Raw genomic sequence first — 23,114 nt, forward strand, 5'->3', positions numbered from 1 at the left:
CTCCCCCTCCCCCCCCCCCCCCCCCCCCCCCCCCCCCCCCCCCCCCCCCCCCCCCCCCCCCCCGGGTCCGGCAGCCTCACCGGCTCAGGCGGATGCGCGGTCCAAGATCGTCCAGCGGATGTCTTCCAGCTCCCACCAGCTGCGCAGGAGGAACGGGGCGGTTTCCATCCGTTCGCAGATGATGAGGCTTCGGGCTGGCCGACCAGCGCGTACCGGCCGTGACTGGCGGGTGTGCTGCCCGGTCCGTACCCGGTCAGCATCTCTTCCAGGCGTTCGCGGTGCTGTTCGGTGAAGGCTTCCAGGCGCTGTGCGTACCCGTCCTGTTCGTCCTCAAGTACGGCGCTGAGGGCCACGGCCAGGACCTCGTCGGACGCGTCGGGCGGGAATCGGGTGCCGGGGTCTCTCAGGGCCTACGGGCACCGCAGCACCGCCGCCCGGGCCTCCTCCGCAGCGAACGCCGCGGCCGGGTCCGGGACGGAGGCAGGGGCCGGCACCTGGACGCGGGGCGCCGGGGGCACCTGCCGCTGAAGGCGGGCGCACAGCCCGGCGCGCGAGGCGGCACGCCCACGCTGGGCAGCGTCGTTGCCCACTTCCGCCGCGCAACGGTGCTTCCGTACCCCCTGGCCGGGCCCGCCGGCGCGCAGGACGATGGAGCGGTGGGCGAGCACAGCGAGGACCGGGAGCACGTCGCCGAACCGGCGCAGCCGATGCTCAGCGTTGCGCAGGCCCGGGGGGTGACGGCGGGGCTGCGTGAGGCGATGGACGACGTCCGGCGCTCCGTGACGGTGCTTGCCACCCGGGTCCGCGATGCCCACGCCGCCCGCGTCTGGCTGCCACTCGGCTACGCCTCATGGGAGTCGTACTGCCAGGCGGAGTTCGGCATCAGCCGCGCGCAGGCATGCCGGCCGGCTCCTGGACGTCACCCGGGTGATGTCCGCGATCCACGGCGCCGTCGCGGCCAGCACCGATCTGTCTCGCACGCGAGACACCGGCCCGGCCGCCGCCGCGCTCGACTACGGCCTGTCCCAGCGCGCCCTGATCGCCGTCTCCGGACGCACGGGTGACGTCGTGTCCGTACCGCCGCGCCCCGGCTGGCCGCCGATGCGTCGGCGGATGCTGCGCTCGCCGCGCTCCGCGCAACCGTCGACGACCTCGCCGCTCATACGCACGTGATCGGGGAGCTGATGCTTAAAGTCGCCCCCGCGTACCTGTCCGACACGGCCGCGGCCGATGTCCTGGCGCCGCTGTGCGAGGGGATCGGCGAACCCCTCGAGCACGGCCTCGCCGCCCGCCGCTACGCAATGTCGGGGGACCGCCGCGCCCTGCGCGGCACCGTCCTGTGACTGGCTATGTCTGCTTCTTGGGGGGCGTGGTCGATGAGTTCGGGAGGCGTTCACCCGCGGCGGGTGACGAGGTCGCTCCTTCTTACGCAGGGTGTGCGAGCGTGTACAGCCGGTGAATCTGGGCTGAGGGCTGGATGGTGAGGACCGGATGCGGGGGGCGTATCACGCGGAGCTGGCGTCGATCGGCGAGAGTCTGGTGGAGATGGCGAACCTGGTCGGTTCGGCCGTGGGCCAGGCCACCGGCGCTCTGCTGGATGCCGATCTTCAGGTCGCGGAGAGCGTGATCTCCGCCGAAGACCAGGTCGAGGAGTTCCAGCGGGATCTGGAGAACCGGGCGATCGCGGTGCTCGCGCGTCAGCAGCCGGTCGCCACGGATCTGTGGGTGGTGGTCACCTCGCTGAGCATGGGCGCGGACCTGGAACGGTGCGGGGTCCTGGCCCGGCATGTGGCCACGGTGGCCCAGCGGCGTTATCCCGAGCACGCTGTGCCGGGGGACCTGCGTCGCACGATCCTGGAGATGGGGCAGCTCGCGCGGCGCCTGATGGCGCAGGCCGCCGAAGTCCTCCTCACCCGCGACGTGGATGCCGCGTTGCAGATGGAGCAGGACGACGACCGGATGGACGAGCTGCACCGCATGATCTTCCAGCACCTGATGGACGACCGTTGGCATCACAGGGTGGAGACGGCCGTCGACGTCACGCTGCTCGGCCGCTACTACGAGCGTTTCGCCGACCATGCCGTCTCCATCGCCCGCCGTGTGGTCTTCCTGGTCACGGGCGAGCACGCGGATGAGGTGGCCACCGACCCACCGGTGACTGCATGATCTGCGGCCTTCGGCGACACCCGTAGTGACCCCGCGGATGCCGGGGTGCAGACCACCTGGATCGCGTACACGGTGCTGAAGGCCGTTTTGGACAAGATCGGCTCCGGTGACGTGACCGCCGACTCCGTGCGGCACACTCTCGAAGGTTGGCGTCATGTCTGGCGTTTACGCACTGCTCCAGCCCGATGGCCGGCTGGAGTTCCGTGATGGTGTCGCGGAGCGGATGCGTGAGGACGCAGATCCGCACCACGGGAGCCCGGCTGCGTTCACGATTCAGCAAGCCGCGTGGCGCGGCCCCGGCCTTCAGGGACAGGTGAGCGCAGTTGCTCATCTGGCAGCAACCCGCCGAACCCCACGGCCAACCGTCTCGTGGCAGCGCTTGGTGGCCCGGATGAGTACCTGTTCGGCAACCTGACCATCTGCGGTATTGAAATCGGACCCAGCGATACCGAACACATGGTGTGTGGGCTCAGCGAGGCGCAGCAGCGGCTCATTCACAGCGTCCATGCCGCGGTCCTCCGGGAGATCCACACCGTCCCGTAACAGCCAGGAACGACAAGGGTGTTTCGTCGACCGAGGCGGAGTGCAGCATGGCGCTGTGGCGGTCCGATAGTGCGATACCGCGCGTCGCCCATGCTGGTCCCCTGTCTGGGTAGGTGCAGTTGGATGGGGTGGGTGACGGGTGGTCGCACCAGCATCCGACCCCAGCGGATGCGCGCTGCTGGAGGGGATCCAGATCCTGCCCGGCTTCCGGATCCCCGAACAGCACAGGCAAGCTGGGGGTGACCTATCCGGGGCAGACGCCTGCTGATGATGACGATCCGCGCGCGGGTGCCGGCGTCAGCCGCCAGTCGGCATCACTACGGTCCGCAGGAACGGCGTGGCGCCCTCGCGTTCGTAGAAGCGGAGGGCGTCGTCGTTGCCGGCGAGCACGGAGATGTTCATGACCTGTACGCCATGCTGCGCCAGGTGGTCGCGGGCAGCCGACATGAGGGTCTGGCTGATGCCCGCGCCGCGTGCGTCCTCGTCGACCACGAGCGTTTCCAGGTCACCGACCCGCTCGCCCTACTGCCATGATCCCGGTGAGTCGGTGACCTGGACCATCGCGTAGCCCAGCAGGCGGTCCCCGTCGCGCGCGGTGAAGGCTCGTGTGAGGGGCGACTTCAGCCACTCCACGTACTTGTCGCGCCGTATTTGCCAGGTTTCCTGGGGCGTGCGCATGGGCGCCAGGGCCTCCAGATGGCTCCCGACCTGCTGGTGGTGGGTGTGCAGTTGGAGCCAGAGCGGCTTCAGGGAGAGCACGATGCGGTTCATCGGTGTGTCCCTTCGCTTCCGAGTTCTCCTTGTGGTTCCGGTTCCAGCGGGCGGCCGTCGCCCTCCCCGCCCCCTTCGACCGCTTTCGTCGCGCTGCCCATGTGCTCCACCGCCTCCGACAGGACCTTGAGCCGGGTCAAGGTGCGTTCGATGTTGCGGCGGTTGAGCGCCGCCCGGTCCACTACACCGGTGGCCAGCACGGAGACCGCGCGCAGCAGCGGCCCGCGGTGGTCGCGGGTGCTTTCGGTGACCCGGCAGCCGTGGTCGGTAGGCACGATGTCGTAGCGCCAGTCGGACACTGGCCTGCCGAGCAGGGTCACCCGGAAGGCGAAGCAGCGGTCGTGCGTGGCGTGGGTCACTGTGGCGGTCGTGCGCCAGACCATCGGGCCGTGGCGGTTCGTGCCCTGGAACCGCCCGCCGACGCGTGCGGTGAACCGTTGTGGTGTGACGTGGCACTCGGCGACGAAGCCACGCCACTGGGACAGGTCGGTGAGGAGCCGGTAGACGGTGTCCGGTCGGGCGTGGACGTGAACGCTTCCGATCGCGGTCGGCTCGTGCATCGCGATGGCCTCTCCTGGTCGGCGGGCGGCCGCCCCTGACGTGGGCCGCCTGGGGCGGATCGGTCCTCAGGCGTCCTTCAGCCCGAGGCGTTCGTGCAGACGCCGCAGGGGCCCCGGGGCCCACCAGTTGGCGCGTCCGGCCAGGCGCATCACGGACGGGACGAGGAGGCCGCGGACGACGGTGGCGTCCATCACCACGGCCAGCGCCAGTCCGACGCCCAGCAGTTTGAGGATGGTGAGCCCCGAGGTCGCGAACGCCGCCATGACCGTCGCGAAGAGCAGGGCGGCAGCGCTGACCAGCCGCCCGGTGCGCTCCAGGCCGAGCGCGACGGCGCGGGTGTTGTCGCCGGTCTCCACGTACACCTCCCGGATGCGGGAGAGCAGGAAGACCTCGTAGTCCATGGACAGGCCGAAGGCCACACAGAACATCAGCACCGGCATGCTGATGTCGAGCAGGCCCGTCACGGTGAAGTCACCGACGAGCCACTTGAGGTGGCCGTCCTGGAACACGTAGACCATCGCGCCGAACGTCGCGCTCAGGCTCAGCAGGTTGAAGACGATCGCCTTGACCGGGATGAGCAGGCTGCCGGTGAAAAGGAACAGCAGGACCAGGGTCGTGCCAGCGATGATCAGCCCGGTCCACGGCAGTCCGTCGGTGAGGGCGTCACGCGTGTCCACCAGCAGGGCGGCCTGGCCGCCGACGAGGACGCGTCCCGGCGCCCCGTCGGCCGCGCGGAGTCGTTCGACCAGCCGCGTGCCCGCGTCGGAGTACGGTTCGACCGAGGGAACGACCGACATCCAGGTGGCGCCGGAGGCACGGAAGCGGGCGGACGTGGGGCCGGGCTGCGCGACCTGCTTCCCGGCGGCGTACGACCCGGTGGCGGCGTCAACACGGGAGACACCGGGGAGCGCGGACACCCGTGCGGCATAGGAGCCGACTCGATCAGCCGGGGTGGCCGGCAGCACGACGGACAGGACCGAGTTCTCCCTGCTGTCGAAGTCGTCACGGACTGCCTGGGCGGCGACGTGGGCCGGCGCGGATGCGGGCAGCTCCCGGTCGTCGGTGATGCCGAACGAGGCCCGGGTGAAGGGCAGCCCGAGGGTGACGAGCAGCGCTACCACGGCGAGCGCGAAGAGCGCGGGGCGGCGCATCACAGCCGTGGCGAGCCGATGCCAGAAGCCGTGCTCCTCCGCCCCGGCGAGGCGTTCGCGGCGGCGCAGAAGCAGCCGGCGCACGTTCCACGCGTCGACGCGCCGCCCCAGCAGGGCCAGCAGGGCCGGCAGGACGACGACGGCGCCGAGCGCGGCCAGCGCTACGACCGCCATGCCCGCGTACGCGAACGAGCGCAGGAAGTACAGCGGGAAGACCAGCAGCCCGGCGAGCGACAGGGCCACGGTGACCGCGGAGAAGAGCACGGTACGGCCGGCGGTGCGCACCGTGTCGGCGATGGCGTCGGGGACGTTCTTCCCGCTCGCCAGCTCCTCGCGGTAGCGGGTGACCATGAACAGGCTGTAGTCGATGGCCAGGCCGAGCCCGAGGGCAGTGGTGATGTTGGTGGCGAACACCGACACCGAGGCCACCATGGACAGCAGGCGCAGCACGAGGAAGGTGCCGAGCACGGACAGCACACCCACGGCTAGGGGAAGGGCGGCCGCCACCGCGCTGCCGAAGACCACGAGCAGGATCAGCAGGGTCGCCGGGGCGGTGATCGTCTCGGCCTTGGTCAGGTCCTCCTCACTGCGCTTCTCGATCTCCACCGAGACCTGGGCGGAACCGGTGACGGAGACGTCGAGGACGCCCTGTTTGCCCCTGACCTGGGGGACGAGGCGTTTGGCCGTGGCGCGGAAGTCGTCCTCGCTGCCGCCCAGCCGGACGAGTACGAGGGCGAAGCGCCCGTCCTTGGAGCGCAGCGGGGATGCGCCGGGCATGGTCCAGTAGGAGTCGGCGGACAGCACGCCGGGGGACTTGGCCACGCGTTGGGTCAGGTCGCGGCCCGCGGCGGCCGCCGCGGCGTCGTCCACGGAGCCGGGCGCACGGGCCAGCAGGACCAGGTTCGGCACACCGGACTTGAAGCGGTCGGCGAGGAACCGTTCCGCCTTGGTGGACTCGGACTTCGGATCGGTGAACCCGCCACTGGACAGGCGCTTGGAGACGCCACCACCGAGGACCGCCGCGATGGCCACCACCACGAGCGTCAGCAGCAGTACGGGCACCTGCCTTCGGGCCACGGTCCGGCCGAAGGCGGCCAGCCGGGAGGTGCCGCCGCCGTCGGTTGCTGCCGCGGCGCCGGTCTTCTCACGGCCGGGTGGGGTACGGGTCGATGTGTCGCTCACAGCAGCTCCCTGCGACGGACAGGCTTCGCGGCGGAGAGCGAAGGGCTGCCAGACTGCTGCCCTGTCGCCGCGGAGCAGGTGTTTCCCACGCTAAGAAGGCGATGAGCAGCGCAGTGGCAGGCACAGTTCAGACGAACTGCAATTCCCCTTCACTCTGTTACGACTAACTCCTTTGCAGTGGGGCAGCGACCACGGCCGAGTCCGTCGTACGCAGAACGGGAGGATGAGTGGACATTCTGGTGGTGGAGGACGACGCGCGGGTGGCCGATGCGCTGGAGACCGTACTGGGCATGCGAGGACATCACGTCGTCGTCGTGCACACCGGCGCTGAGGCGCTGGAGCGCCTGGAGGAGTGCGAGTTCGTTCTGCTCGACCTGGGACTGCCCGACCTGGACGGCGTCGAGGTGTGCAAACGCATCCGGGTGCAGTCGGCCGTACCGGTCATCGCCCTCACCGCCCGCGCCGAGGAAATCGACCGGGTGATGGGCCTGCACGCGGGCGCGGACGACTACATCGTCAAGCCGTACAGCGTGCACGAACTCAACGCACGCATCGACGCCGTGGCCCGGCGCTCCTGCCGCTGCGGACTGGACGGCCACGGGCACGACCCCGCCTGCCACGGCGGCGCGCAGGACATCCTGGCCGTCGGCCAGCTGCATCTCGACCTCAGCAGCCGTAGCGCCACGCTGGAGAGACGGAGGTTACAGCTCACCCGCAAGGAGTTCGACCTGCTGGTGATGCTGGTGAAGGCTCCCGACACCGTGCACACCCGGGAGTCGATCATCTCCCGAGTGTGGGACGAGAACTGGTACGGCTCGACCCGCACCCTCGACGTGCACATCGGAAGCCTGCGCAACAAGCTCGGCGGCTACGAGTGGATCGAGACCCTGCGCGGGGTCGGCTTCCGCCTCGGCTCGCCGGCCAAGGACTGACCGTGTGGGCCCGGAGGTACCGGCCATGCGCCGCAGACTGCTGATCACCTGCCTCTCGCTGACTGCGGTGCTGCTTCTGGCGCTCGAAATTCCACTCGCCCTGAGTCTCGCGATGAACGAGTTCCATCGCCTGGCCATAGCGCAGGTCAACGACACGGAGAAACTGGCGGACGCCGCGGCACGCACGGCCACCCCCACGAAAGACGCCTCATGGGCCGGCCAGGCCACCTCCTACGGCGCGCGCAGAAACAGCGCGGTCCTGCTCTTCGACACCCGGGGCAAGACCGTCTTCACCACGCGTCCCGGCACGCGGATCGAACGGGAGGAGTGGCGGCGGACCGTACGGCGTGCCCTGGACGGCAAGCCGAACCTGCCGCTGGACTACCCGTTCAGCATCACCGCCGAGCCGCTGCTCGTGGCCGCCCCGGTCTTCGAGCACGGGCGGGTGATCGGCGCGGTCGCCACCGTCTCGCCCACGACCTCGCTACGCGCGCAGGTGATGGGTCAGAACGCCGTGCTCCTGGGCGTCGCCGCGATCGGGCTGCTGGCCGCCGCGGTGGCTGCCGTACCACTGTCCCGGTGGAGCCTGCGCCCGATCGGCCGGCTGCACCACGCCGTCGGCGCGATCGCGCAGGGGCGCTACGAGACACGGGCAGCCACGGACAGCGGCCCGGCGGAGATCCGTGAACTCGCCGCAGCCGTCAACACGATGACCGACCGGCTCGTCGCCCTCCTTCAGGCGCAGCGCAGCTTTGTCGCGGACGCCTCGCACCAGCTGCGCAACCCGCTCTCTGCGCTGCGGCTGCGGATCGACGTGCTGGACTGCGCGGTCACCGAGGCCGGGCGCCCCCATCTCGCGCAGGCGGCCGAGGAGGCGGACCGGCTCGGCCGGATCCTCGACGAACTGCTCGTGCTGGCCCGGGCGTCCGAGGCCGACAGCGGAGCCACGCCGGTGGAGGTCCGGTCCGTGGCCCAGGCACGCGCCCGCGCCTGGAGCGCGCAGGCGTCGGCGGCCGACGTCACCATCGTGGTCAAGGGCGACCAGGCGATCGCCTGCTGCCAGCCGGGCGTGCTCGACCAGACCCTCGACGTGCTGCTGGACAACGCGCTGGGTTTTTCTCCGTCCGGCGGGCGGATCACCGTACGCACCTGGGCGGACGACACCCGGGCACGGGTGACCGTCACAGACGAGGGGCCGGGGATGAGCGCCGAGGACATGACCCGGGCGACGGACCGGTTCTGGCGTGGCGAGCAGGTCCGGGACCGGGCGGGCTCCGGACTGGGGCTGGCCATCGCCACCGCGCTGCTCGAGGTCGGCGGCGGCCAACTGTCGTTGTCCCCCGCGGAGCCGCACGGCCTGGTCGCCGAGATCGACCTCGCACGGGACATGCCCGGCGTGAGCACCCTCACCCGCAGCGACGTCGGCGGGCGTACCTGACGCGTGCGGACCGGCACGGCATGCGCGGGGTTGTGGCTTGTGCCGTACGACAGCCGGGATGCAAAACCTCGCCCTGCCAAGTACAGGCATATCTGCATCTGAGCTGACACTCCTCTGACGCGGGGTTGCATCGCGTGCCCATAGCGTCGTTGTCCGATCGACCGAACATGTGCACCAAGGGGGGAACATGAGGTTCCTGCGCACCGAGCGCGCTGTGCTGGAAGACCTGCTGCCGGGACTCGACAGCACGCTGTCCGACCAAGACTGGGAGGTTCTGGAACGGCCCGGGAGCCCGGCCCTCGAAGCGTTCAAGAAGGCGGGCGGACCGGCGCTGCTGGTGCCGTCCGAGCACTCCGGCACCGGAGCGGACGCGGTCCAGGCCGTCCGCGTGCAGCGCGCCGTGGCCTCCCGGTCGCCGTCGCTGGCCGTGGCCACCACGATGCACCACTTCTCCGTGGCCGGGCTCGTCGAGACCCACCGGGCCAACCAAGGGCTGGAGTGGATGCTGCTCGAAGGCGTGGCCCGGGACGGCCTGCTGCTGGCCTCGGGATTCGCCGAGGGGCAGCCCGGCCAGCACATCCTGTCCCCGACCATGCGGGCCGAGCAGGCGGAGGACGGGCAGATCCTCGTCTCCGGCAGCAAGAAGCCGTGCAGCCTCGCCCGCTCGATGGACCTGCTGACCGCGTCCGTCACCGTGCCGCTCGCCGACGGCGACGGCACGCAGATGGCCGTGGCGCTCGTCCCGGCCGGTTCGGAGGGCATGCGGGTGGAGCCCTTCTGGACGACGCCCGTGCTCGCCGGGGCGGAGAGCGAGGCGGTGATCCTCGACCGGGTCCCCGTGCCGGAGGATCTGCTGGTGCGGATCGACCCCGAGGCCGTCGGCGGCCTCGACGACCTGCAGACCGCAGGCTTCCTCTGGTTCGAGCTGCTGATGACGGCGTCGTACCTCGGAGCCGCGAGCGCCCTCGCCGAGCGCGTCCTGCTGCAGAACCGGGTCTCGGTGACCGAGCAGGCCGTGCTCGTCACGGAGCTGGAGGCCGTGATGGGCTCGGTCGAGGGCATCGCCTTCCGCATGCGGGACGGCTTCTCGGGGCAAGAGGCACTCGCGACGGCGCTGGTGTGCCGGTACGCCGCCCAGGACGCCATCGCCCGCGCCGTCCAGCGATGTGTGGAATCGCTCGGCGGCATGGCCTTCATCAGCGATCCGCAGGTGGCCTACCTCGCCTCCTGCACCCAGGCGCTCGCCTTCCACCCGCCGTCCCGGTCCCGTATGGCCACGGCACTGCGGGACTACTTCGCGGGCTCGGCGCTGACGATCGCCTGACCGTGTCCGGCCAACGGTCCGCACCGTTCCACCCGTCAGCCCTCCGACGCGCTGCCCCAGCTCGCGCGCCTTTGACCTCCCGCCCGCTTCCGGCCTGCCCGGAGACCGGCACCGGGGCCGTCACCCGGCTCCACGCTTCCTCGGCTCGTGGCCCGTCCGCCCAAGCCCTGCACCAGGAGATCACCCTTGAACCAGCGCAAGACCGTCCTGCTCACCGGCGCGTCCGGCGTGCTCGGCAGCGCCGTGCTGCCACTACTGGGCCGCCACCGCGTGATCGCCCTCATCCACAGCTCCCACGTCCCCGCGGAGCAGGTCCGCGGGGACCTCGCCGCACCCCGGCTGGGCGTGGACGACGCCACATACCACTGGCTCGCCGACATCGTCGACACCGTCGTGCACTGCGGCGCCACCACCGACTTCGGGGCCGGCGCGCAGGCCACCGCCGAGCTCAACACACGCGGTACGCAACGCGTCGTCGAGTTCGCCGCCCGGGCCGGAGCCGAACTCCTCTATGTCAGCACGGCCTTCGTGGCCCGCACGGAGCTGACCCGGCAGGTCGCCGGACGGGCCCAGGGCGAGGCAACGGCCGTCCCGGACCACTACCTCGACTCCAAGCGTGCCGCCGAACAACTGGTCCGCTCCAGCAGACTGCCGTACACCATCGCGCGACCGTCGGTGATCATCGGTGACCGGGACACCGGCTTCATCCCCCGCTTCCAGGGACTCCACACCATCGTGACCGCCCTGCTGAAGAGCACCGTGCCGCTGCTCCCCCTCGACCCGTCCGCGCGCGCCGACGTCATCCCCCGCGATGTCGCCGCCCAGGCGCTGGCCACGCTCGTGGACCAGCCGTTCACCGGTGCGGAGCACTGGCTCACCACCGGCGAGGCGGCGCCGACGGCGGGCGAGGTGGTGCGGGCCTGCCGGGACCGGGCCAAGGCGTTCGGCATACCCATGACCAGCCCGCGGCTCGTCGACCCCGACATGGTGGACCGCCTGGTCCGCCCGGTGTTCATCGACCCGCTGCCGCCCGCCGCCCGCCGCAAGTTCGACGACATGCTGGCGATGACGGCGCTGTTCGACACCGCCGAACCGCTGCCCTGCACCCTCGATGCGCTGACCGGCGGCCCCGGGGCACTCACCGCGCAGGAGACACGCTCCGCGCTGGGCGCGTCGATCGACCACCTGGTCCACGTCAAGAACCTGGCCCCGTCCCGCACGCCCGAGGGAGCGACCGCATGACCCCCGAGTTCGAGGCGGTCGACGCCACCGCCGTCGCCCAGGGCTACCGGCGTCACATCAGCCGAGGCCGCGCGCGGCTCGCGGAGGTCACCGGAGGTCTGGTCGAGGTCGCCTCCAAGGGCGTCCACGTGTGGGACGCGTCGGGGCGCCGGTACATCGACTGCGGCGGCTACGGCGTGTTCATCCTCGGCCACCAGCACCCCAAGGTCGTCCAGGCGGTCAGCACCCAGCTGCGCAGACACGCCCTCGCGACCCGGATCCTGCTCGAACCAGTCGCGGCGAAGGCGGCCGAGGCGCTCGCCGGCGTGGCCCCGGCAGGACTGGAGTACGTCCACTTCGTCAACTCCGGCGCGGAGGCCACGGAAGCGGCGATCAAACTCGCCCGCGCACACGGCAAACGCCACCTGATCTCCACGGCGGGCGGCTACCACGGCAAGACCATGGGTGCGCTCAGCCTCACCGCCCGGGAGCTGTACCAGGCGCCGTTCCGGCCGTTGGTCCCCGACGTGCAGCACGTGCCGTACGGAGACGCCGACGCCCTGGAGCACACGCTCGCGGCCACGCCGAACGCATGCGTCGTCCTCGAACCCGTGCAAGGTGAGAACGGCGTGGTCATCCCACCATCCGGCTATCTCACCGCCGTACAGCGGGCGTGCCGCGCGCACGGAGCGCTGCTCGTCCTCGACGAGGTGCAGACCGGCCTCGGGCGACTCGGCACCTGGTGGGGAGCGGACCGGGAGGGCATCACACCGGACATCCTGCTCGTAGGCAAGAACCTGTCGGGCGGCTTGATCCCGGTGGCGGCGATGGTGGCCACCCCGGAGGCATACGCGCCGTTCAGCCGCGACCCGTTCATCCACACATCCACCTTCGCCGGCTCACCCGTCGCCTGCGCGGCAGCCGCCGCCGCCGTCGAAACCATCGCCGCCGAGGGCCTGGTCGAGCGGGCCGCCCGCATCGGACCCCGGCTGCGGGACGAACTGGCAGAGATGCTGCAAGAGGCCTGCCCGCACCTCGTCCGGGAAGTCCGGGGCGCGGGACTGCTCATCGCCGTCGAACTCGTCGACGAGGGCGTCGCCGGAGACCTGGTGATGGAACTCATGGACTGCGGAGTCCTCGTCAACCACTCGCTCAACGCCCACCGGGTGCTGCGCCTCACACCTCCCGCGGTGATCGGCCGCAACGACCTGACTGCCCTGCTGGACGCCGTGCACAGGGCGGCGCGAGCGGTGGCCTCCCGCCACCCCGAACCTCCCGCCGCCGCCCAGCGCCACCACGAGCCCGAACCCGAACTTGCCGAGAGGACCGTCTGACCATGCGCCACGTAGAGATCGAGGCCCTGCTGCCCGGTTCCGACCCGCTGGCCGTCTTCGACCGCCTCAGGGACTTCGAGCGCTACCCCGACCACACGGACGCCGTCCGCAAGGTGACGGTGCGCAACGACCCCGATGGTTCCCTGGTCTCGGAGTGGTCGGTGAACTTCCGTAAGGGCGAGCTGCGCTGGACCGAGCGGGATCTGGTGGATGCCGAAAGCCTCACCCTCGGCTTCGAGCAGATCGACGGTGACTTCGAGCGGTTCGACGGCGCCTGGAGGATCACGGCCGCCGGAGCCGACACCACCGTGACGTTCACCGCGGACTTCGACCTCGGGATGCCGTCCCTGGAGCGGATCATCGACCCGATCGCCGAGCGGACCCTGCGCGAGAACATCAGCGCGATCCTCGTCGGGTTGCTCGGCGACACGCTGGTCTTCGTCACCGGGGTCGACTCCGACGACCTGCAGACCGTGCAGGGCTGAGATGACGGCATCCACAGCCCCCGCAGCACACCGGCCGCCCGCTGTTGACGGATCGTCTGGGTCCGCGTTGCGCGCCGCGTTTGCTCAGCTCCCCACAGGAGTCACCGTGGTCACGACCACGACGGCAGCCGGTCCCGCCGGAGTCACCGCGAGCGCCGTCTGCTCGCTGTCGTTGGACCCGCCGCTCGTCCTGCTGGGCATCGGCGCCCGTTCGCAGACCCTGGAACGCATCCTTGACAGCGGCAGGTTCCTGGTCAACGCACTGCCGGTGGGCGCCTCCGCGACCGCCTCGACCTTCGCCGCCCCCGGCACGTCACCGGAGGCCCGTTTCGCCTCGGTGCCCCACCACACATACGAGGGCCTGCCCGCGCTCGACGATGCGCTCGCCTGGGTGGCGTGCTCGGTCGAGCACACCTACCCGGGCGGCGATCACGTCGTCGTCATCGGACACGCCGACCACTGCCGCCACGAGGAGGGGCAGCCGCTCGTCCGGCACGCCGGACGCTACCGGCAGCTCGCCTGACCCGCCCCGGAGGTGATCCCGCAATGCCCCGCATCGCCCTGTTCAGCACCGAGTGCGCCCAGCTCGGCGACGCGCTCGAGACCATCATCGAGCGGCACCACGACGACATCGCCGTCGTGGTCACCAGCGACCTGTACGCCACCAGCCGCGGCGGACTACTCAAGCAGACCTACCAAAACGTCCGCCGCTCCGGACTCGGCTTCATGACGTACCTCACCTACTCCTTCATGCTCTATCCGGCCGTCGTTCACGCGGACCGACTGCTCGCCCCACTGCGGGGCGGCCGACGCACCCGTCGCTCGGTGGAGGAACTGTGCCGGACGCACGGCATCGAGTACGTACGGACTGGCAACGTCAACTCACCATCTGTCGTCGCGAAGTTGGAGGAGGCCGACCTCGACTTCATCGTCATCTACTGGTTCGACCAGATCCTTCGGGAACGGGTGATCGCCGCGCCGAAGCGGGCGGTGATCAACGTGCACGCCGCCTTCCTGCCGCACTGCCGCGGCCTGTTTCCCACCCTGTTCAGCGCCCTGGAGCCGGGCACGCCCTTCGGCATCTCGGCCCACCTGATCGAGAACCGGGAGATCGACGCCGGCCCGGTCCTCGCGCAACGCGTCGCGGTGCCGCCTGCGGGCCGCAGCGTGTTGTTCAACGACTCGTGGGTGAACCGCGCCGGCGTCGGAATGCTGGACGAGATCCTCGCCGACTTCGACGGCTTCGTCGATGGGGCGGCGCCGCAGCCGGAGGGCGGCTCGTACTACTCGTATCCCGAGCGTCAGCACATCGCGCAGGCGCGCCGCAACGGGCTCAGACTCGTCACCCTGCGGGACTTCCTGGCCGCCGTCCGCGGCACCGGCGCGACCGACGGTGACGGCCACCGGCCCGATACCGCCCCGTCGGACGAACCGAGCGCCGCACACCGCGGGTGACCCTCCGCCCTCCCTGCCGGTGTCATCGGCCTTCAGCAGCACCGGCAGGGTTCGTGCGTTCCGTGCCATGGCGCCGTCGGAGCACGGGTTCTGGGCTCTGTGGTGCCGTCCGGGTTTCCCTGAAAGCCGGGGGCGATGTCGAAGCGCAGCATGGGCCCTCGCTGGCTCAGCTCGATCTTGTCGAGTGCTGCGTGCCGGTCCGGATGCCCGACGACCACCCGATCACAGCTGTCGGCGAGGTCCTGGTTGCAACGGGCCACACGACTGAGCTTGACCTCTTCCGCAGACGTACCGCTGCCGACGGTCAACACGAGCTGCCACCTATGAAACAGCGAGTCCGAACCAACCGGCGGCCAGCCGCCGTACGACAGCACCCAAAGCATCACGCTCAGCTACACGTCGGTTGGTTCGCCTTAAGACTGGAAGAGGCGCCCGGCCTCCGGGGCCGGGCGCCTCCTGCTGGTCCTCGGTATGGCCATCCTGATCTCCGCCCTCGTCGGCGTCGTCACCGTCGCCCTGGCCCGCTGGAACGGCGCCGTCATCCCGGCGGCACTCATCCAGGGCGGCATCGCCTTCGCCGGCAGCCTCACCCTTTGCTGCATGGTGCTCGCCTTCCTGCGCGGCAGTCCCGGGTGAGTGACAACGCGCCGAAGGCGTCGCGTTGACCGGGCGGGGTCCGGCCCGGCCGAACTGGGGACACCCGCCCCCGGGCCGTTCGTCCCCGGGTGGCCAGCGGCCCTGCCCGCGCCGGCCGGCTACCGGCCCCTTACGGCATGGTGAAGAAAATCTTGAGGGCCTTCACGTGTGTCTCGCCGTCCAGACCAGCCAGCAGCCGCAGAACGATGGGACCAACTTCCTCGGCCGTGGTGATGCGGCGCACCGTCGTCACCAGACGCTGCACGACCTCCTGCAGCAGGTCTGCCTCCGGAGCGACGAGCCGGACGGTCTGCTCTGCGTCGTCGAGGAGCAGGGGAAGAGCGGATCCGTCGGCCAGGGCGAACAGGGTCCAGGCCACGAGCGTGCCGGCGACGGCGGGCACGGTCGGTGCGGTGGTGACCAGGCACAGGCCCCGGAGCGCGGCGAGACACCACCCGGCGGCTGTTTGGAAATCCTTCTCGGGCAGTGCTCTGATCAACATGGTGTAGGTGCGCCATCCGTCTGCCAGGGGCTGCCATGTCGAGGGGCGGGTGAAGAGGAAGGCCGCGTAGCCGCCGGGATTCCACTGCTCGCTCCGGGCGATCGTGAGCAGCCGGTCGCGCACCGGCAGCTCCGCCACAGGCAGTGCCATGAGCCGGCGGTAGGACTGCTCCAGGGCGTCGGCGGGAAGCGCCTCGTCCTGGACGAGGGCTTCCAGCAGGTGGAGACTGCCGAACGCGGATACTCCCTGGCTTCGGGCGAAGGCACGGAACGCAGCGTCATCGGCGAGCAGGCTGACCCCGAGCTCGCGCGCGAGACGGATCGGCGCGCTCCATGCCCGCAGATTCTCGGCACCGTCGTCGCTGGGCACGTCGGCCAGAACGTCACATGCGTCGACAGCAGCCGCCAGGGCGTGAGCCTGATCGTTCCAGGACTGGGTGACCTCCTGGGAGTACTCGGTGAACGTGGGCCGCTCCGTTCGCGGATCCCACCCGAGCCAGCCGGAGCTCTGCATGCTTAGAGCGGAACGGGCCTGCAGGATGTCATCGCGTTGCGGGGCGGCGACGAGGAGCTGCTCGAAGTGGGCCGTCAGCTGCGTCGTGGGCGTCAGCGCGAGGGGGGAGAAGAACAAGGCCGAGGTGTCCACGACCACCAACGTGTCCAGTGCGCGCCGGGCCGCGGCGATTTCCTGGGCGCAGATGTCCTCATCCGGGTCGCGGATCACGTAGCAGCCGATGGTGTTGCGGATCAGCATGTCCGCGTGACTGCGGCCGAGCGCGCCGGCGCAGGCGCCGATCGGGATCTGCCCGGCAGCGGCCGCCCGTTGCATCTGCTGTACCGCGTCCGACACCGGGGCCACGCGAGCCCGGAGGAACTCCTGCAGGCCGGTGAGGGCATCGTCGACCGGAACCTGCTCGATCAGTTTGCTGTGCGGGAAGTGCTCGAAGAACTGCTGGTGCAGTCGGCGGGCCTGGGTCAGCAGGCGGTAGTCAGTGTCCTCCCCCGACGGCATCAAGAAGGCGGTCATGACGGCGGTGGCGACCAGTTCCTCGTCGTCCGGGAAGGCCTGCGCCGCCTGGGCGGCCGCGTTCAGGATCTCCGCCTGCGTGATCGGTGGTGCGCCGGCCTTACCCGTCTCACCTTCCTCGCTCACCGACGGCGCGATCGTACGCAGCACCGAGGCGATGAGCCGTGCTTGGTTGCGGTCCGTCGCTTCCAGGGGCGGCTCGGCACGAATGACATCGTAGGCGTCGTGCATCCGGCGAAGCTGATGCAGGGCGTACACCTGGGCCCACTGGTACTTGACCAGGCTGGCGTCCCGGTTCGGGTCGCCTTCGGCGATCTCGTGGTCCGCGATGAGCCGCTGCGCCTGGTTCAGGACGGCATTCCAGTCCTCTCGGCGCGACGCTGCCTCGAGGAGGACCTCCCGGGCGGTTCGCCGGCGGGCGGCATCGGTACTGGCGGCGAGGGAGGACGCCAGACGCTCCGCGTCATCCAGGGCTGCGTTGGTCATTGCCAGGAGCGCCGCTGCGAGCAGGTGGCGTTCGTCGTGACCGTGGCGCAGTGCGAAGCGCTCCAGCGCCTTGACGGCGTCGGCGGCTTTGCCCTGGTGCATGAGCGCCTGGACACGGATGTGCAGCGCCGCATCGGAGTCGGGATAGCGGCGGGCGAGGATCTGCGCCTGGGTGACGTTGCCGACCGAAAGGTGCTCCTGGGCGCAGACCATATCGGCGCTCTCCGGATCGAGCGCTTGAAGCTGGGACAGTTCGTCTTCGTCCAGGGGCGCGACAAGCGACAGGCCGAGCAGGACCCGAAGCTTTTGCTCCTCCCGGCCGCTGGAGGCGATCTCGTCGAGCGCGGCACGGAATTCGGCGGCGGCCTCGGGATGAGTTTCCTGCCGTGTGGTGAGCGCCAGCGCGGTCGCATGCCGTCGATCGATGGGGTCCTCGATCTTCGCAGCCAGTTCGAGCGCCACGTCGGTGTTACCGACGTGCGCGGCCAGTCCCGCTGCTGCTTCCACCACGGCAGCGGACGCCGCCTCCGCTGCCTCAGCGGTTCCCGCAGGCGGTGGCAGGAGCATCGCCAGGGCGCTGGGGGTGTCGCCCTTGAGGGCCCGTGCCTGTGCGGCGAGCACCAGTGCCTCAAAAGTGGGGCCGCCCCAGTCCTGGCGGCGGCCGCGCGCGCTGAGCGCGAGGTCCTCTGCGCGGGTCAGTGCGGCGTCCCGGTTGAAGCCTGCGATGCGGCTGAGGGAACCGGCCGCCTTCGCGAACAGAGTCTTCGCCAGTTCCGTCTCCACAGTGGCGGCTCTCGGCCCGGTCAATGCCGCGACCGCGGACACGTTCGCGGGATGGTGGCGGAAGGCCGGGAAGCCGGCCGCGATGTCCTCCAGTAGGACGTGAGCGGCGTCCATCTGGTCCGGGCTCTCACGCAGGAGCATGGCCGCGGTCAACGTGAGGGTCAGCCGGGTCGATTCGAGGAAGGCCGGGTGGAGGTCGGCGAACTCCTCGACGAACGCGCCGAACGCGTCATCCGGCCGAGTAGGTGCCGACGTGGCACCGAGGCCGGCCAGAACCTGCCTCGGCAGGGGCAGGCCGAGCGTTTCCGCCACCGCCAAGAGGGCCGGGGCGACGGCGGTGTTGTCGCTGCCGAGGCCGACGCGGTAGAGCTCCCACAGCGGGCGGCCGGCGGGCTCGGCCGTTTCAGCGCGCGCCAGCAGCAGTTGGCTTCGTTCCGTATCGCCGTCTCGCGCGGCTGCGACAGCACCCCTGCACAGCAGATACGCCGACAGCGGGTCTCCCTGCCAGCGCTGTGCGGCCTGCTCGAAGAACCAGGATGCAGCCGGATGCTCATGCGCGCAGGCGAACTCGGCCACCAGCACCCACAAGGCGCCGCTGTCCTCATCGCGGAAGGTCTGAGGCGGCCGGTGTCTGAAGCGGCCGAGCCACGTGGCGGGCTGACTGCCCAACGCCACCAAGTCCTTCAGGACCGCCGTAGCACGAGCCCCGGCCAGCGGCTCGGCCCACTCGTAGGCGAGTGCCACCAGCGGAGCGACGCGCAGCAGCAACTGGACAGGCGACAGACCGGTGGACGACGGCGCCCTGCCGGCTGCCATGGCCGCACCGCCCGGCCTCGGAAGATCCTCTGGCTCAGCCCGGCGCAGCAGAGCGAACGCGAAGGCCGCAGCGTGGTGGGCTGCTCGCGGCTGCCATGCGCGGTCGGCGGCGGGCGTCTTGTCCTCGACGCAGTCGGAGATGCCGCGGACAGCGAGCGCGGGAAGGCCTTCCCTGTAGGCGGTCTCGTACAGCCCGAGCGACTCCATGTCCACGGCCGCCACGTCATCGAAAGAGGTGCGCACCTTGTCCATCAGCGCTGAGCGGACGTCGGCATGCACGACCGAGCCCGCGGCGATCGGTTTGATCTCTACGCGGGGTGCCTCGCCGCGGGCGTTGAGGGCCTGACCGGCACTCAGCTCGGCCGTCCAGTCGTTGCGCCGCACGTCCATGGCGAGCTGCACGACGCCGTTGGCAGCGAGGAAGGACAGCGGCCGCGTCCGGTGGACCGAGCCCTGGGTCTCGTCCCGGACGTCCTTGCCGCTGTGCAGGTCGTAGACCCGGTCGGCGACGACGACATCGCCGAGCACCAGGTCGTCGGGCTTGGCGGAGGCGGCGACCCCCACAAACAGCACCAGGTGGGGGTTAAGGGCCGCGATCACAATGGCAGAGGCGATGGCCGTGCGGGTATTGCCCGCACCCAACTCCGCTACGTACACCATCCAGTCGGCATGCTCGCCGGCATAGTCCCCCACCTCGAAACGCGTCGTCCCCACACGGTCGGGCTCCCGATTGGGCAGGTGGGAGACCACCGCCTCGTACTCCAGCTGCAGGGCGGTGAAAATCACCGCCGTCAGACGGGGCCGCAACGGGTGATCGCCTGCCTCTCCTGCCGGGGAGGCCGGCTCATGCAGCCAGTTGCGCATCATCGGGTTGCCCGGGTCGATCCGCCACAACGTTGAGCGGCCCTGCGTGCTCGACACCACGAAGCCGGCCTTCTTGAGCAGCTGGAGGGCGGACGTCGCCGTCGTGGGCGCCACCCGCAGCGCGCGCGCCAGGGCGCGCCCGCTCACCGGAGTACTGGAGGCGGCGAGCGACTCCAGGGCAAGGAAGGCCGTCTCGCCCAGCAGGGTGCGCAGTTGGGCAGCGTTCGACGTCACCCCCACACACTAGCAGCGTGTCCAGCAATCCTGGACACGCCTGTTACGTGGGATGGTGTGCGGCCGCTCGGCCGTGACCGGGGCAGGCGAACGCCCCGCTCCTGGAGCCTCGTTCACTCAGCAGAAGGGCGGAGGCCGACCTTCGCCAGGGGTGCTGCGTGAGATCACCGCCAGGGCCTCGCGCACAGGAAACATGGTGAGTTGCGACGCCGGCGCTGCAGGCGGCCGGAGAATCTTCTACGGTGCGCTCTCGGCGTACACCACGATCTGCGCGGCAAGAGCCGCAACTGCCGCCAACTCCACCAGGGACGCGGTCACCGGCCAAAACCCACCAGCGTCGTAGAGCCAGAAGGCGACCAGGGCTACCAGCGGGATCGCCCCGAAGGGGATCAGATCGACCACGCACTGGATGATCTTGCGCTGCTTGCGGCGGTTGTCGCTGCGGTGTGCCGCCTCCCATCCGAAGGGACTCCCGGGCTCCCCGGCCAGTTCGCCCAGACGGGGCCCGAGGTCGGTTCGGACATAGCGGCCGATCGCGCTGATCTTCTGATCGTTGGTCAGATAGGTCCATCCCAGGACGCACGTGGCGACGGGCAGAGCGAGAAGCAACTCGGCACGATGAGCCTGCGCTGCACCGAAGAGCACCGTCACCATCGCAGCCAGGGTCACGTAGAGTAGGTTGTCCCGGAAACCTATCCGTGTCTTCTGTTCTTCCTTCACTCTGTCGTACTCAGCCATCAACAACTTGCCGATCGTGATGTCGCCGGTCGGTGCCATGCTCTCCCTCGCCGCTGGATGATGATTTTGACCAGCCATTCTGTACTGGGACACAGGGCGCTAGCAGCCGCTCGGTGAGCGCCGTCCAGCGTGCAGTCACCACCCGGCCCGCTGATCGCTCGAGGTATGCCGACGCTTCTTGGCGGCGCCTGGTCACAGTGAGGTGCTGCTTCCCGGGACACGTCCACACCTTCTGCCCGCCGTGTGCTGCTCTTTCGCTTGCGACAGCCCGGAGTTGACCTGCGGCGGGCGGCGGTGGTGCCCGGCAGGCCCTGCCGCTTTCGCCGATGTCCGGGGTGCGGTGTGGGGCGTCTCGGGTTGTGTCTGTGCCAGCCCAGTCCGGGTCTTCGTTCGTAGCGAGGACACCAACTTGCGGCCCGGCTTGCCTCTTTCACCGTCAGGGGACGCGGTCGCACCGTGTCCACCAGCGGGTACCTGTCTGTGCGCGTGCGCTGCCCGTCCGGTGCGCCCCGCGCTCTTCCCTTTTTAGAGTCCCGCCAGGACGCCATCGCTGTCCGTGGCCCGGGCCATCGACTTCCCGTGTGACACACCTCCAGCAAGAGCCGCGTGCTGGCCCTGCTGCACACGACCACGGGCCCAGGTCCCTGACCGCCGCTTTGACCTGCAAAAACCCCGAGCACGCCTTCGAGGCGACCGGCATCCTGCGCCGGGTCCTGGCGCTGCGGGACGCCGCGGCCGTCGACGACGAACTGGCTGCCCGCACGGCCCAGATGCCGGTTCCTTGCGCCAGGCCGTCGCGCGAGCCGCGAGCGGGACCTGGCCCACAGAACCAGGCGTCCTACTCATGGCGACGGACCCGGACCCGGAGCCGTGCGACGACGGGCCGGCCGCCCCGGCACCGGCCGCAGTGGCGGGCCACCCCCGGCTCAAGGAGCTGCCGGGGAACTCGTGCGGATCACCCACCTGCGAAAGTTCCACATCACCGACGAAGACGCGCTCCTTCACGCCGCTGCCCGGCGCGGCTGGGAGCCGCTGCAGGCGTCCGAACTCGACGACGACCGGCGCGACCTGGCCGACGCCGTGATCACCCACACCGAGGACAGCGACGTCACCGGGAGCCAGACCCTGGAAGACCAGAGCTGCGCAGAACTCCTGCGGGCCGAAGACGGCGACGAACTGGCCGACTGGAGCGTGGCACCCGTCGTCAGCCGGTTCGTGTGCTGCTGGCGCCTGCGCCAGCAGAGCAAAAGGCCCGCAGCCGATGAGCAGACGCCGAACTTCGCCGCCCTCTTCGCTGTCCGGGACTGCCCCTGCAAGGGCGAGGACCCCGACTGCGAGGAGTGCGGCTGGCAGCTTACCCCTCGCACCGCAGACCTGCTCCACACAGCCCTGCTTCTCCTCGCGGACCAGGCCTAAGACGACGCGCACCGCCTGGGGGGCCAGTTCCTGCCGGACACCGGCTCCGGCTACCCCCGCTCACCTGGACGGCCGACCACCGATGGCGGCGGCGCATGGCGCGCGCCTTCGACGACCTGGCCGCAGACATGGCCCGGTGCAAGTGGCCCGAACCCACCTGCACCGCGGAGGAGATGGCCCTGCACCTGACCACCGAGGGCGCCCCGACCCACCTGGAAGACCGCCGCCCTCACACGGACGCCCACCACACGCTGCCCGAACACGGCGACGACTACAGCTGGGACGGCTGTTCCGATCTGCTGTTCCAGGACCACGATGTCCTGATGCTTTTCGACCCGAAACTCGGCGGCATCGAAGATCCCGAGGAGCCAGCGAACCCAGTCCACGGGCGTGGGCGATCTCAGGGCGACCGCCTGGTTGGTGCCGTTCGGCAGCCACAGCGTTCAAGGATCCCAGACGTGGCTTCCGCCGGTAGAGTGCAGCGCCCCACGCCGGGCGACTGTGAGCCGTTGTCATGACGACACCGCCTCAGGTGGCTGAAGGGGTGCTGTTTGATCAGCACTCTTGAGAGGGTGCGTGCGACCTCCTCTGCACCGGCGTCCAGCGCAGCCAGGCTGGTGGACTCGTCCGGCTCGGTTTGCAGGGCGAACGAGCGCATATCGCCGCCGAGTTCGGCACGCGTACGCGATTGATGCGGGTTGACCCTGTCGATCTGGGTCAGCTGGGGATCCGACACGCCGGCCGCCACGACGATGCGTTCGGTCTCCCAGGGCCGACCCACTCCGCCCCATGACGATCATGGTGTGGCATCTGGGTCCTCGTTCACGCTTGTCTCGTCAGCGCCGGGCGCCCGACGGGCGCCCGGCATCGCGGCCAGGATCTGGGCAAGAACGGCCGCGGCCGCGCGACGGCGTGCGGGCTGCGCCGACCAGATGGCTGGCAGCACTACGCCGACGAAAACGGAGACAAAGACGGCGAGTATCAGGGCAGGAAGGCTGCCGGGCATCCAGAGCATCGACACTCCTTACGTAGGCGGCGGCTTGTTCACCT

22 protein-coding genes and 1 pseudogene are annotated in these 23,114 nt (G+C 70.2%); 14 read left to right on the forward strand and 9 right to left on the reverse strand.

Annotation, left to right across the window (positions count from 1 at the left end):
• Positions 1-410: 410 nt before the first annotated feature.
• Positions 411-815 carry a hypothetical protein gene (locus tag AC07CM_RS44750; protein ID WP_478882315.1) on the reverse strand — a complete coding sequence of 135 codons (405 nt, stop codon included), beginning with the start codon at positions 813-815 and terminating at the stop codon, positions 411-413.
• 115 nt (positions 816-930) lie between these two features.
• Here AC07CM_RS44750 and AC07CM_RS44755 point away from each other — a divergent pair, with 115 nt between their 5' ends.
• From AC07CM_RS44755 to phoU, 3 genes are all read left to right on the forward strand, one after another.
• Positions 931-1,173 (forward strand): hypothetical protein, encoded by a 243-nt coding sequence (locus AC07CM_RS44755; RefSeq protein ID WP_478882316.1) that lies wholly within the window; start codon positions 931-933, stop codon positions 1,171-1,173.
• Positions 1,170-1,343, forward strand: a complete 174-nt coding sequence (locus AC07CM_RS44760) for a hypothetical protein (RefSeq protein WP_478882317.1) — start codon at positions 1,170-1,172, stop codon at positions 1,341-1,343. Before AC07CM_RS44755 ends, AC07CM_RS44760 begins: the two co-directional genes overlap by 4 nt.
• 148 nt (positions 1,344-1,491) lie before the next feature.
• Entirely contained in the window at positions 1,492-2,166 is a 675-nt protein-coding gene (gene phoU / locus AC07CM_RS44765; protein WP_478882318.1) for a phosphate signaling complex protein PhoU, read from the forward strand.
• A gap of 840 nt (positions 2,167-3,006) precedes the next feature.
• On the opposite strand, the pseudogene AC07CM_RS44770 reads toward phoU, so the two are convergent.
• The 4 genes and pseudogenes from AC07CM_RS44770 to AC07CM_RS44785 all read right to left on the reverse strand — a co-directional run.
• Positions 3,007-3,216: pseudogene (locus AC07CM_RS44770) on the reverse strand (GNAT family N-acetyltransferase); the annotation flags it as partial.
• A gap of 15 nt (positions 3,217-3,231) precedes the next feature.
• Positions 3,232-3,480 carry a hypothetical protein gene (locus tag AC07CM_RS44775; protein ID WP_478882319.1) on the reverse strand — a complete coding sequence of 83 codons (249 nt, stop codon included), beginning with the start codon at positions 3,478-3,480 and terminating at the stop codon, positions 3,232-3,234.
• Positions 3,477-4,040 (reverse strand): SRPBCC family protein, encoded by a 564-nt coding sequence (locus AC07CM_RS44780; RefSeq protein ID WP_478882320.1) that lies wholly within the window; start codon positions 4,038-4,040, stop codon positions 3,477-3,479. Before AC07CM_RS44780 ends, AC07CM_RS44775 begins: the two co-directional genes overlap by 4 nt.
• Positions 4,041-4,106: 66 nt before the next feature.
• A complete protein-coding gene (locus AC07CM_RS44785; RefSeq protein WP_478882321.1) occupies positions 4,107-6,374 on the reverse strand; it encodes an MMPL family transporter in 2,268 nt (755 codons plus the stop codon).
• Between the two features lie 227 nt (positions 6,375-6,601).
• On the opposite strand from AC07CM_RS44785, the gene AC07CM_RS44790 reads away from it, so the two are divergent.
• The 8 genes from AC07CM_RS44790 (at position 6,602) to AC07CM_RS44825 (ending at position 14,563) form a co-directional block, all read left to right on the forward strand.
• On the forward strand, positions 6,602-7,306 hold the full coding sequence (locus AC07CM_RS44790) for a response regulator transcription factor (RefSeq protein ID WP_478882322.1): 705 nt from the start codon (positions 6,602-6,604) through the stop codon (positions 7,304-7,306).
• 25 nt (positions 7,307-7,331) lie between these two features.
• Entirely contained in the window at positions 7,332-8,744 is a 1,413-nt protein-coding gene (locus AC07CM_RS44795) for a sensor histidine kinase (RefSeq protein ID WP_478882323.1), read from the forward strand.
• A 187-nt stretch (positions 8,745-8,931) separates the two neighbouring features.
• Complete coding sequence (locus AC07CM_RS44800; RefSeq protein ID WP_478882324.1) at positions 8,932-10,068, forward strand: acyl-CoA dehydrogenase; 1,137 nt, start codon at positions 8,932-8,934, stop codon at positions 10,066-10,068.
• Between the two features lie 186 nt (positions 10,069-10,254).
• Entirely contained in the window at positions 10,255-11,310 is a 1,056-nt protein-coding gene (locus AC07CM_RS44805) for an SDR family oxidoreductase (protein ID WP_478882325.1), read from the forward strand.
• Positions 11,307-12,623, forward strand: coding sequence for an aspartate aminotransferase family protein (locus AC07CM_RS44810; RefSeq protein ID WP_478882326.1), 1,317 nt, complete (start codon positions 11,307-11,309; stop codon positions 12,621-12,623). The genes AC07CM_RS44805 and AC07CM_RS44810 overlap by 4 nt, the downstream gene beginning before the upstream one ends.
• A 2-nt stretch (positions 12,624-12,625) precedes the next feature.
• Positions 12,626-13,108, forward strand: coding sequence for a type II toxin-antitoxin system RatA family toxin (locus AC07CM_RS44815; protein WP_478882327.1), 483 nt, complete (start codon positions 12,626-12,628; stop codon positions 13,106-13,108).
• Position 13,109: 1 nt separating this feature from the next.
• Positions 13,110-13,631 carry a flavin reductase family protein gene (locus tag AC07CM_RS44820; RefSeq protein ID WP_478882328.1) on the forward strand — a complete coding sequence of 174 codons (522 nt, stop codon included), beginning with the start codon at positions 13,110-13,112 and terminating at the stop codon, positions 13,629-13,631.
• Positions 13,632-13,654: 23 nt separating this feature from the next.
• The gene (locus AC07CM_RS44825; protein ID WP_478882329.1) at positions 13,655-14,563 is read left to right on the forward strand and encodes a formyltransferase family protein; all 909 of its coding nucleotides are present in this window, start codon (positions 13,655-13,657) and stop codon (positions 14,561-14,563) included.
• Positions 14,564-14,595: 32 nt separating this feature from the next.
• On the opposite strand, the gene AC07CM_RS44830 is transcribed toward AC07CM_RS44825, so the two are convergent.
• Complete coding sequence (locus AC07CM_RS44830) at positions 14,596-14,946, reverse strand: hypothetical protein (protein WP_478882330.1); 351 nt, start codon at positions 14,944-14,946, stop codon at positions 14,596-14,598.
• 88 nt (positions 14,947-15,034) lie between these two features.
• Here AC07CM_RS44830 and AC07CM_RS44835 point away from each other — a divergent pair, with 88 nt between their 5' ends.
• A complete protein-coding gene (locus tag AC07CM_RS44835; protein ID WP_478882331.1) occupies positions 15,035-15,199 on the forward strand; it encodes a hypothetical protein in 165 nt (54 codons plus the stop codon).
• Between the two features lie 130 nt (positions 15,200-15,329).
• On the opposite strand, the gene AC07CM_RS44840 is transcribed toward AC07CM_RS44835, so the two are convergent.
• Positions 15,330-19,910 carry a phosphorylase family protein gene (locus AC07CM_RS44840; protein ID WP_478882332.1) on the reverse strand — a complete coding sequence of 1,527 codons (4,581 nt, stop codon included), beginning with the start codon at positions 19,908-19,910 and terminating at the stop codon, positions 15,330-15,332.
• A gap of 237 nt (positions 19,911-20,147) precedes the next feature.
• On the reverse strand, positions 20,148-20,687 hold the full coding sequence (locus tag AC07CM_RS44845; protein WP_478882333.1) for a hypothetical protein: 540 nt from the start codon (positions 20,685-20,687) through the stop codon (positions 20,148-20,150).
• A 909-nt stretch (positions 20,688-21,596) separates the two neighbouring features.
• Here AC07CM_RS44845 and AC07CM_RS44850 point away from each other — a divergent pair.
• Both AC07CM_RS44850 and AC07CM_RS44855 read left to right on the forward strand, forming a co-directional pair.
• Positions 21,597-22,064: a hypothetical protein gene (locus AC07CM_RS44850; RefSeq protein WP_478882334.1), complete on the forward strand. Its 468-nt coding sequence runs from the start codon at positions 21,597-21,599 to the stop codon at positions 22,062-22,064.
• Between the two features lie 95 nt (positions 22,065-22,159).
• Positions 22,160-22,582: a hypothetical protein gene (locus tag AC07CM_RS44855; protein ID WP_478882335.1), complete on the forward strand. Its 423-nt coding sequence runs from the start codon at positions 22,160-22,162 to the stop codon at positions 22,580-22,582.
• Positions 22,583-22,860: 278 nt separating this feature from the next.
• Here AC07CM_RS44855 and AC07CM_RS44860 read toward each other — a convergent pair whose 3' ends face one another.
• The gene (locus AC07CM_RS44860; RefSeq protein WP_478882336.1) at positions 22,861-23,079 is read right to left on the reverse strand and encodes a hypothetical protein; all 219 of its coding nucleotides are present in this window, start codon (positions 23,077-23,079) and stop codon (positions 22,861-22,863) included.
• Positions 23,080-23,114 lie beyond the last annotated feature (35 nt).

Source organism: Streptomyces sp. NPDC044061 (assembly GCF_056434305.1).

Excerpts from the sequence above, each read along its gene's own strand:
- AC07CM_RS44755 (WP_478882316.1), top strand. The coding sequence starts at position 931 with ATGTCCGCGATCCACGGCGCCGTCGCGGCCAGCACCGATCTGTCTCGC.
- phoU (WP_478882318.1), top strand. The coding sequence starts at position 1,492 with ATGCGGGGGGCGTATCACGCGGAGCTGGCGTCGATCGGCGAGAGTCTG.
- AC07CM_RS44775 (WP_478882319.1), bottom strand. The coding sequence starts at position 3,480 with ATGAACCGCATCGTGCTCTCCCTGAAGCCGCTCTGGCTCCAACTGCAC.
- AC07CM_RS44780 (WP_478882320.1), bottom strand. The coding sequence starts at position 4,040 with ATGCACGAGCCGACCGCGATCGGAAGCGTTCACGTCCACGCCCGACCG.
- AC07CM_RS44795 (WP_478882323.1), top strand. The coding sequence starts at position 7,332 with ATGCGCCGCAGACTGCTGATCACCTGCCTCTCGCTGACTGCGGTGCTG.
- AC07CM_RS44800 (WP_478882324.1), top strand. The coding sequence starts at position 8,932 with ATGAGGTTCCTGCGCACCGAGCGCGCTGTGCTGGAAGACCTGCTGCCG.
- AC07CM_RS44810 (WP_478882326.1), top strand. The coding sequence starts at position 11,307 with ATGACCCCCGAGTTCGAGGCGGTCGACGCCACCGCCGTCGCCCAGGGC.
- AC07CM_RS44815 (WP_478882327.1), top strand. The coding sequence starts at position 12,626 with ATGCGCCACGTAGAGATCGAGGCCCTGCTGCCCGGTTCCGACCCGCTG.
- AC07CM_RS44820 (WP_478882328.1), top strand. The coding sequence starts at position 13,110 with ATGACGGCATCCACAGCCCCCGCAGCACACCGGCCGCCCGCTGTTGAC.
- AC07CM_RS44825 (WP_478882329.1), top strand. The coding sequence starts at position 13,655 with ATGCCCCGCATCGCCCTGTTCAGCACCGAGTGCGCCCAGCTCGGCGAC.
- AC07CM_RS44830 (WP_478882330.1), bottom strand. The coding sequence starts at position 14,946 with ATGCTTTGGGTGCTGTCGTACGGCGGCTGGCCGCCGGTTGGTTCGGAC.
- AC07CM_RS44835 (WP_478882331.1), top strand. The coding sequence starts at position 15,035 with ATGGCCATCCTGATCTCCGCCCTCGTCGGCGTCGTCACCGTCGCCCTG.
- AC07CM_RS44845 (WP_478882333.1), bottom strand. The coding sequence starts at position 20,687 with ATGGCACCGACCGGCGACATCACGATCGGCAAGTTGTTGATGGCTGAG.
- AC07CM_RS44855 (WP_478882335.1), top strand. The coding sequence starts at position 22,160 with ATGGCGCGCGCCTTCGACGACCTGGCCGCAGACATGGCCCGGTGCAAG.
- AC07CM_RS44860 (WP_478882336.1), bottom strand. The coding sequence starts at position 23,079 with ATGCTCTGGATGCCCGGCAGCCTTCCTGCCCTGATACTCGCCGTCTTT.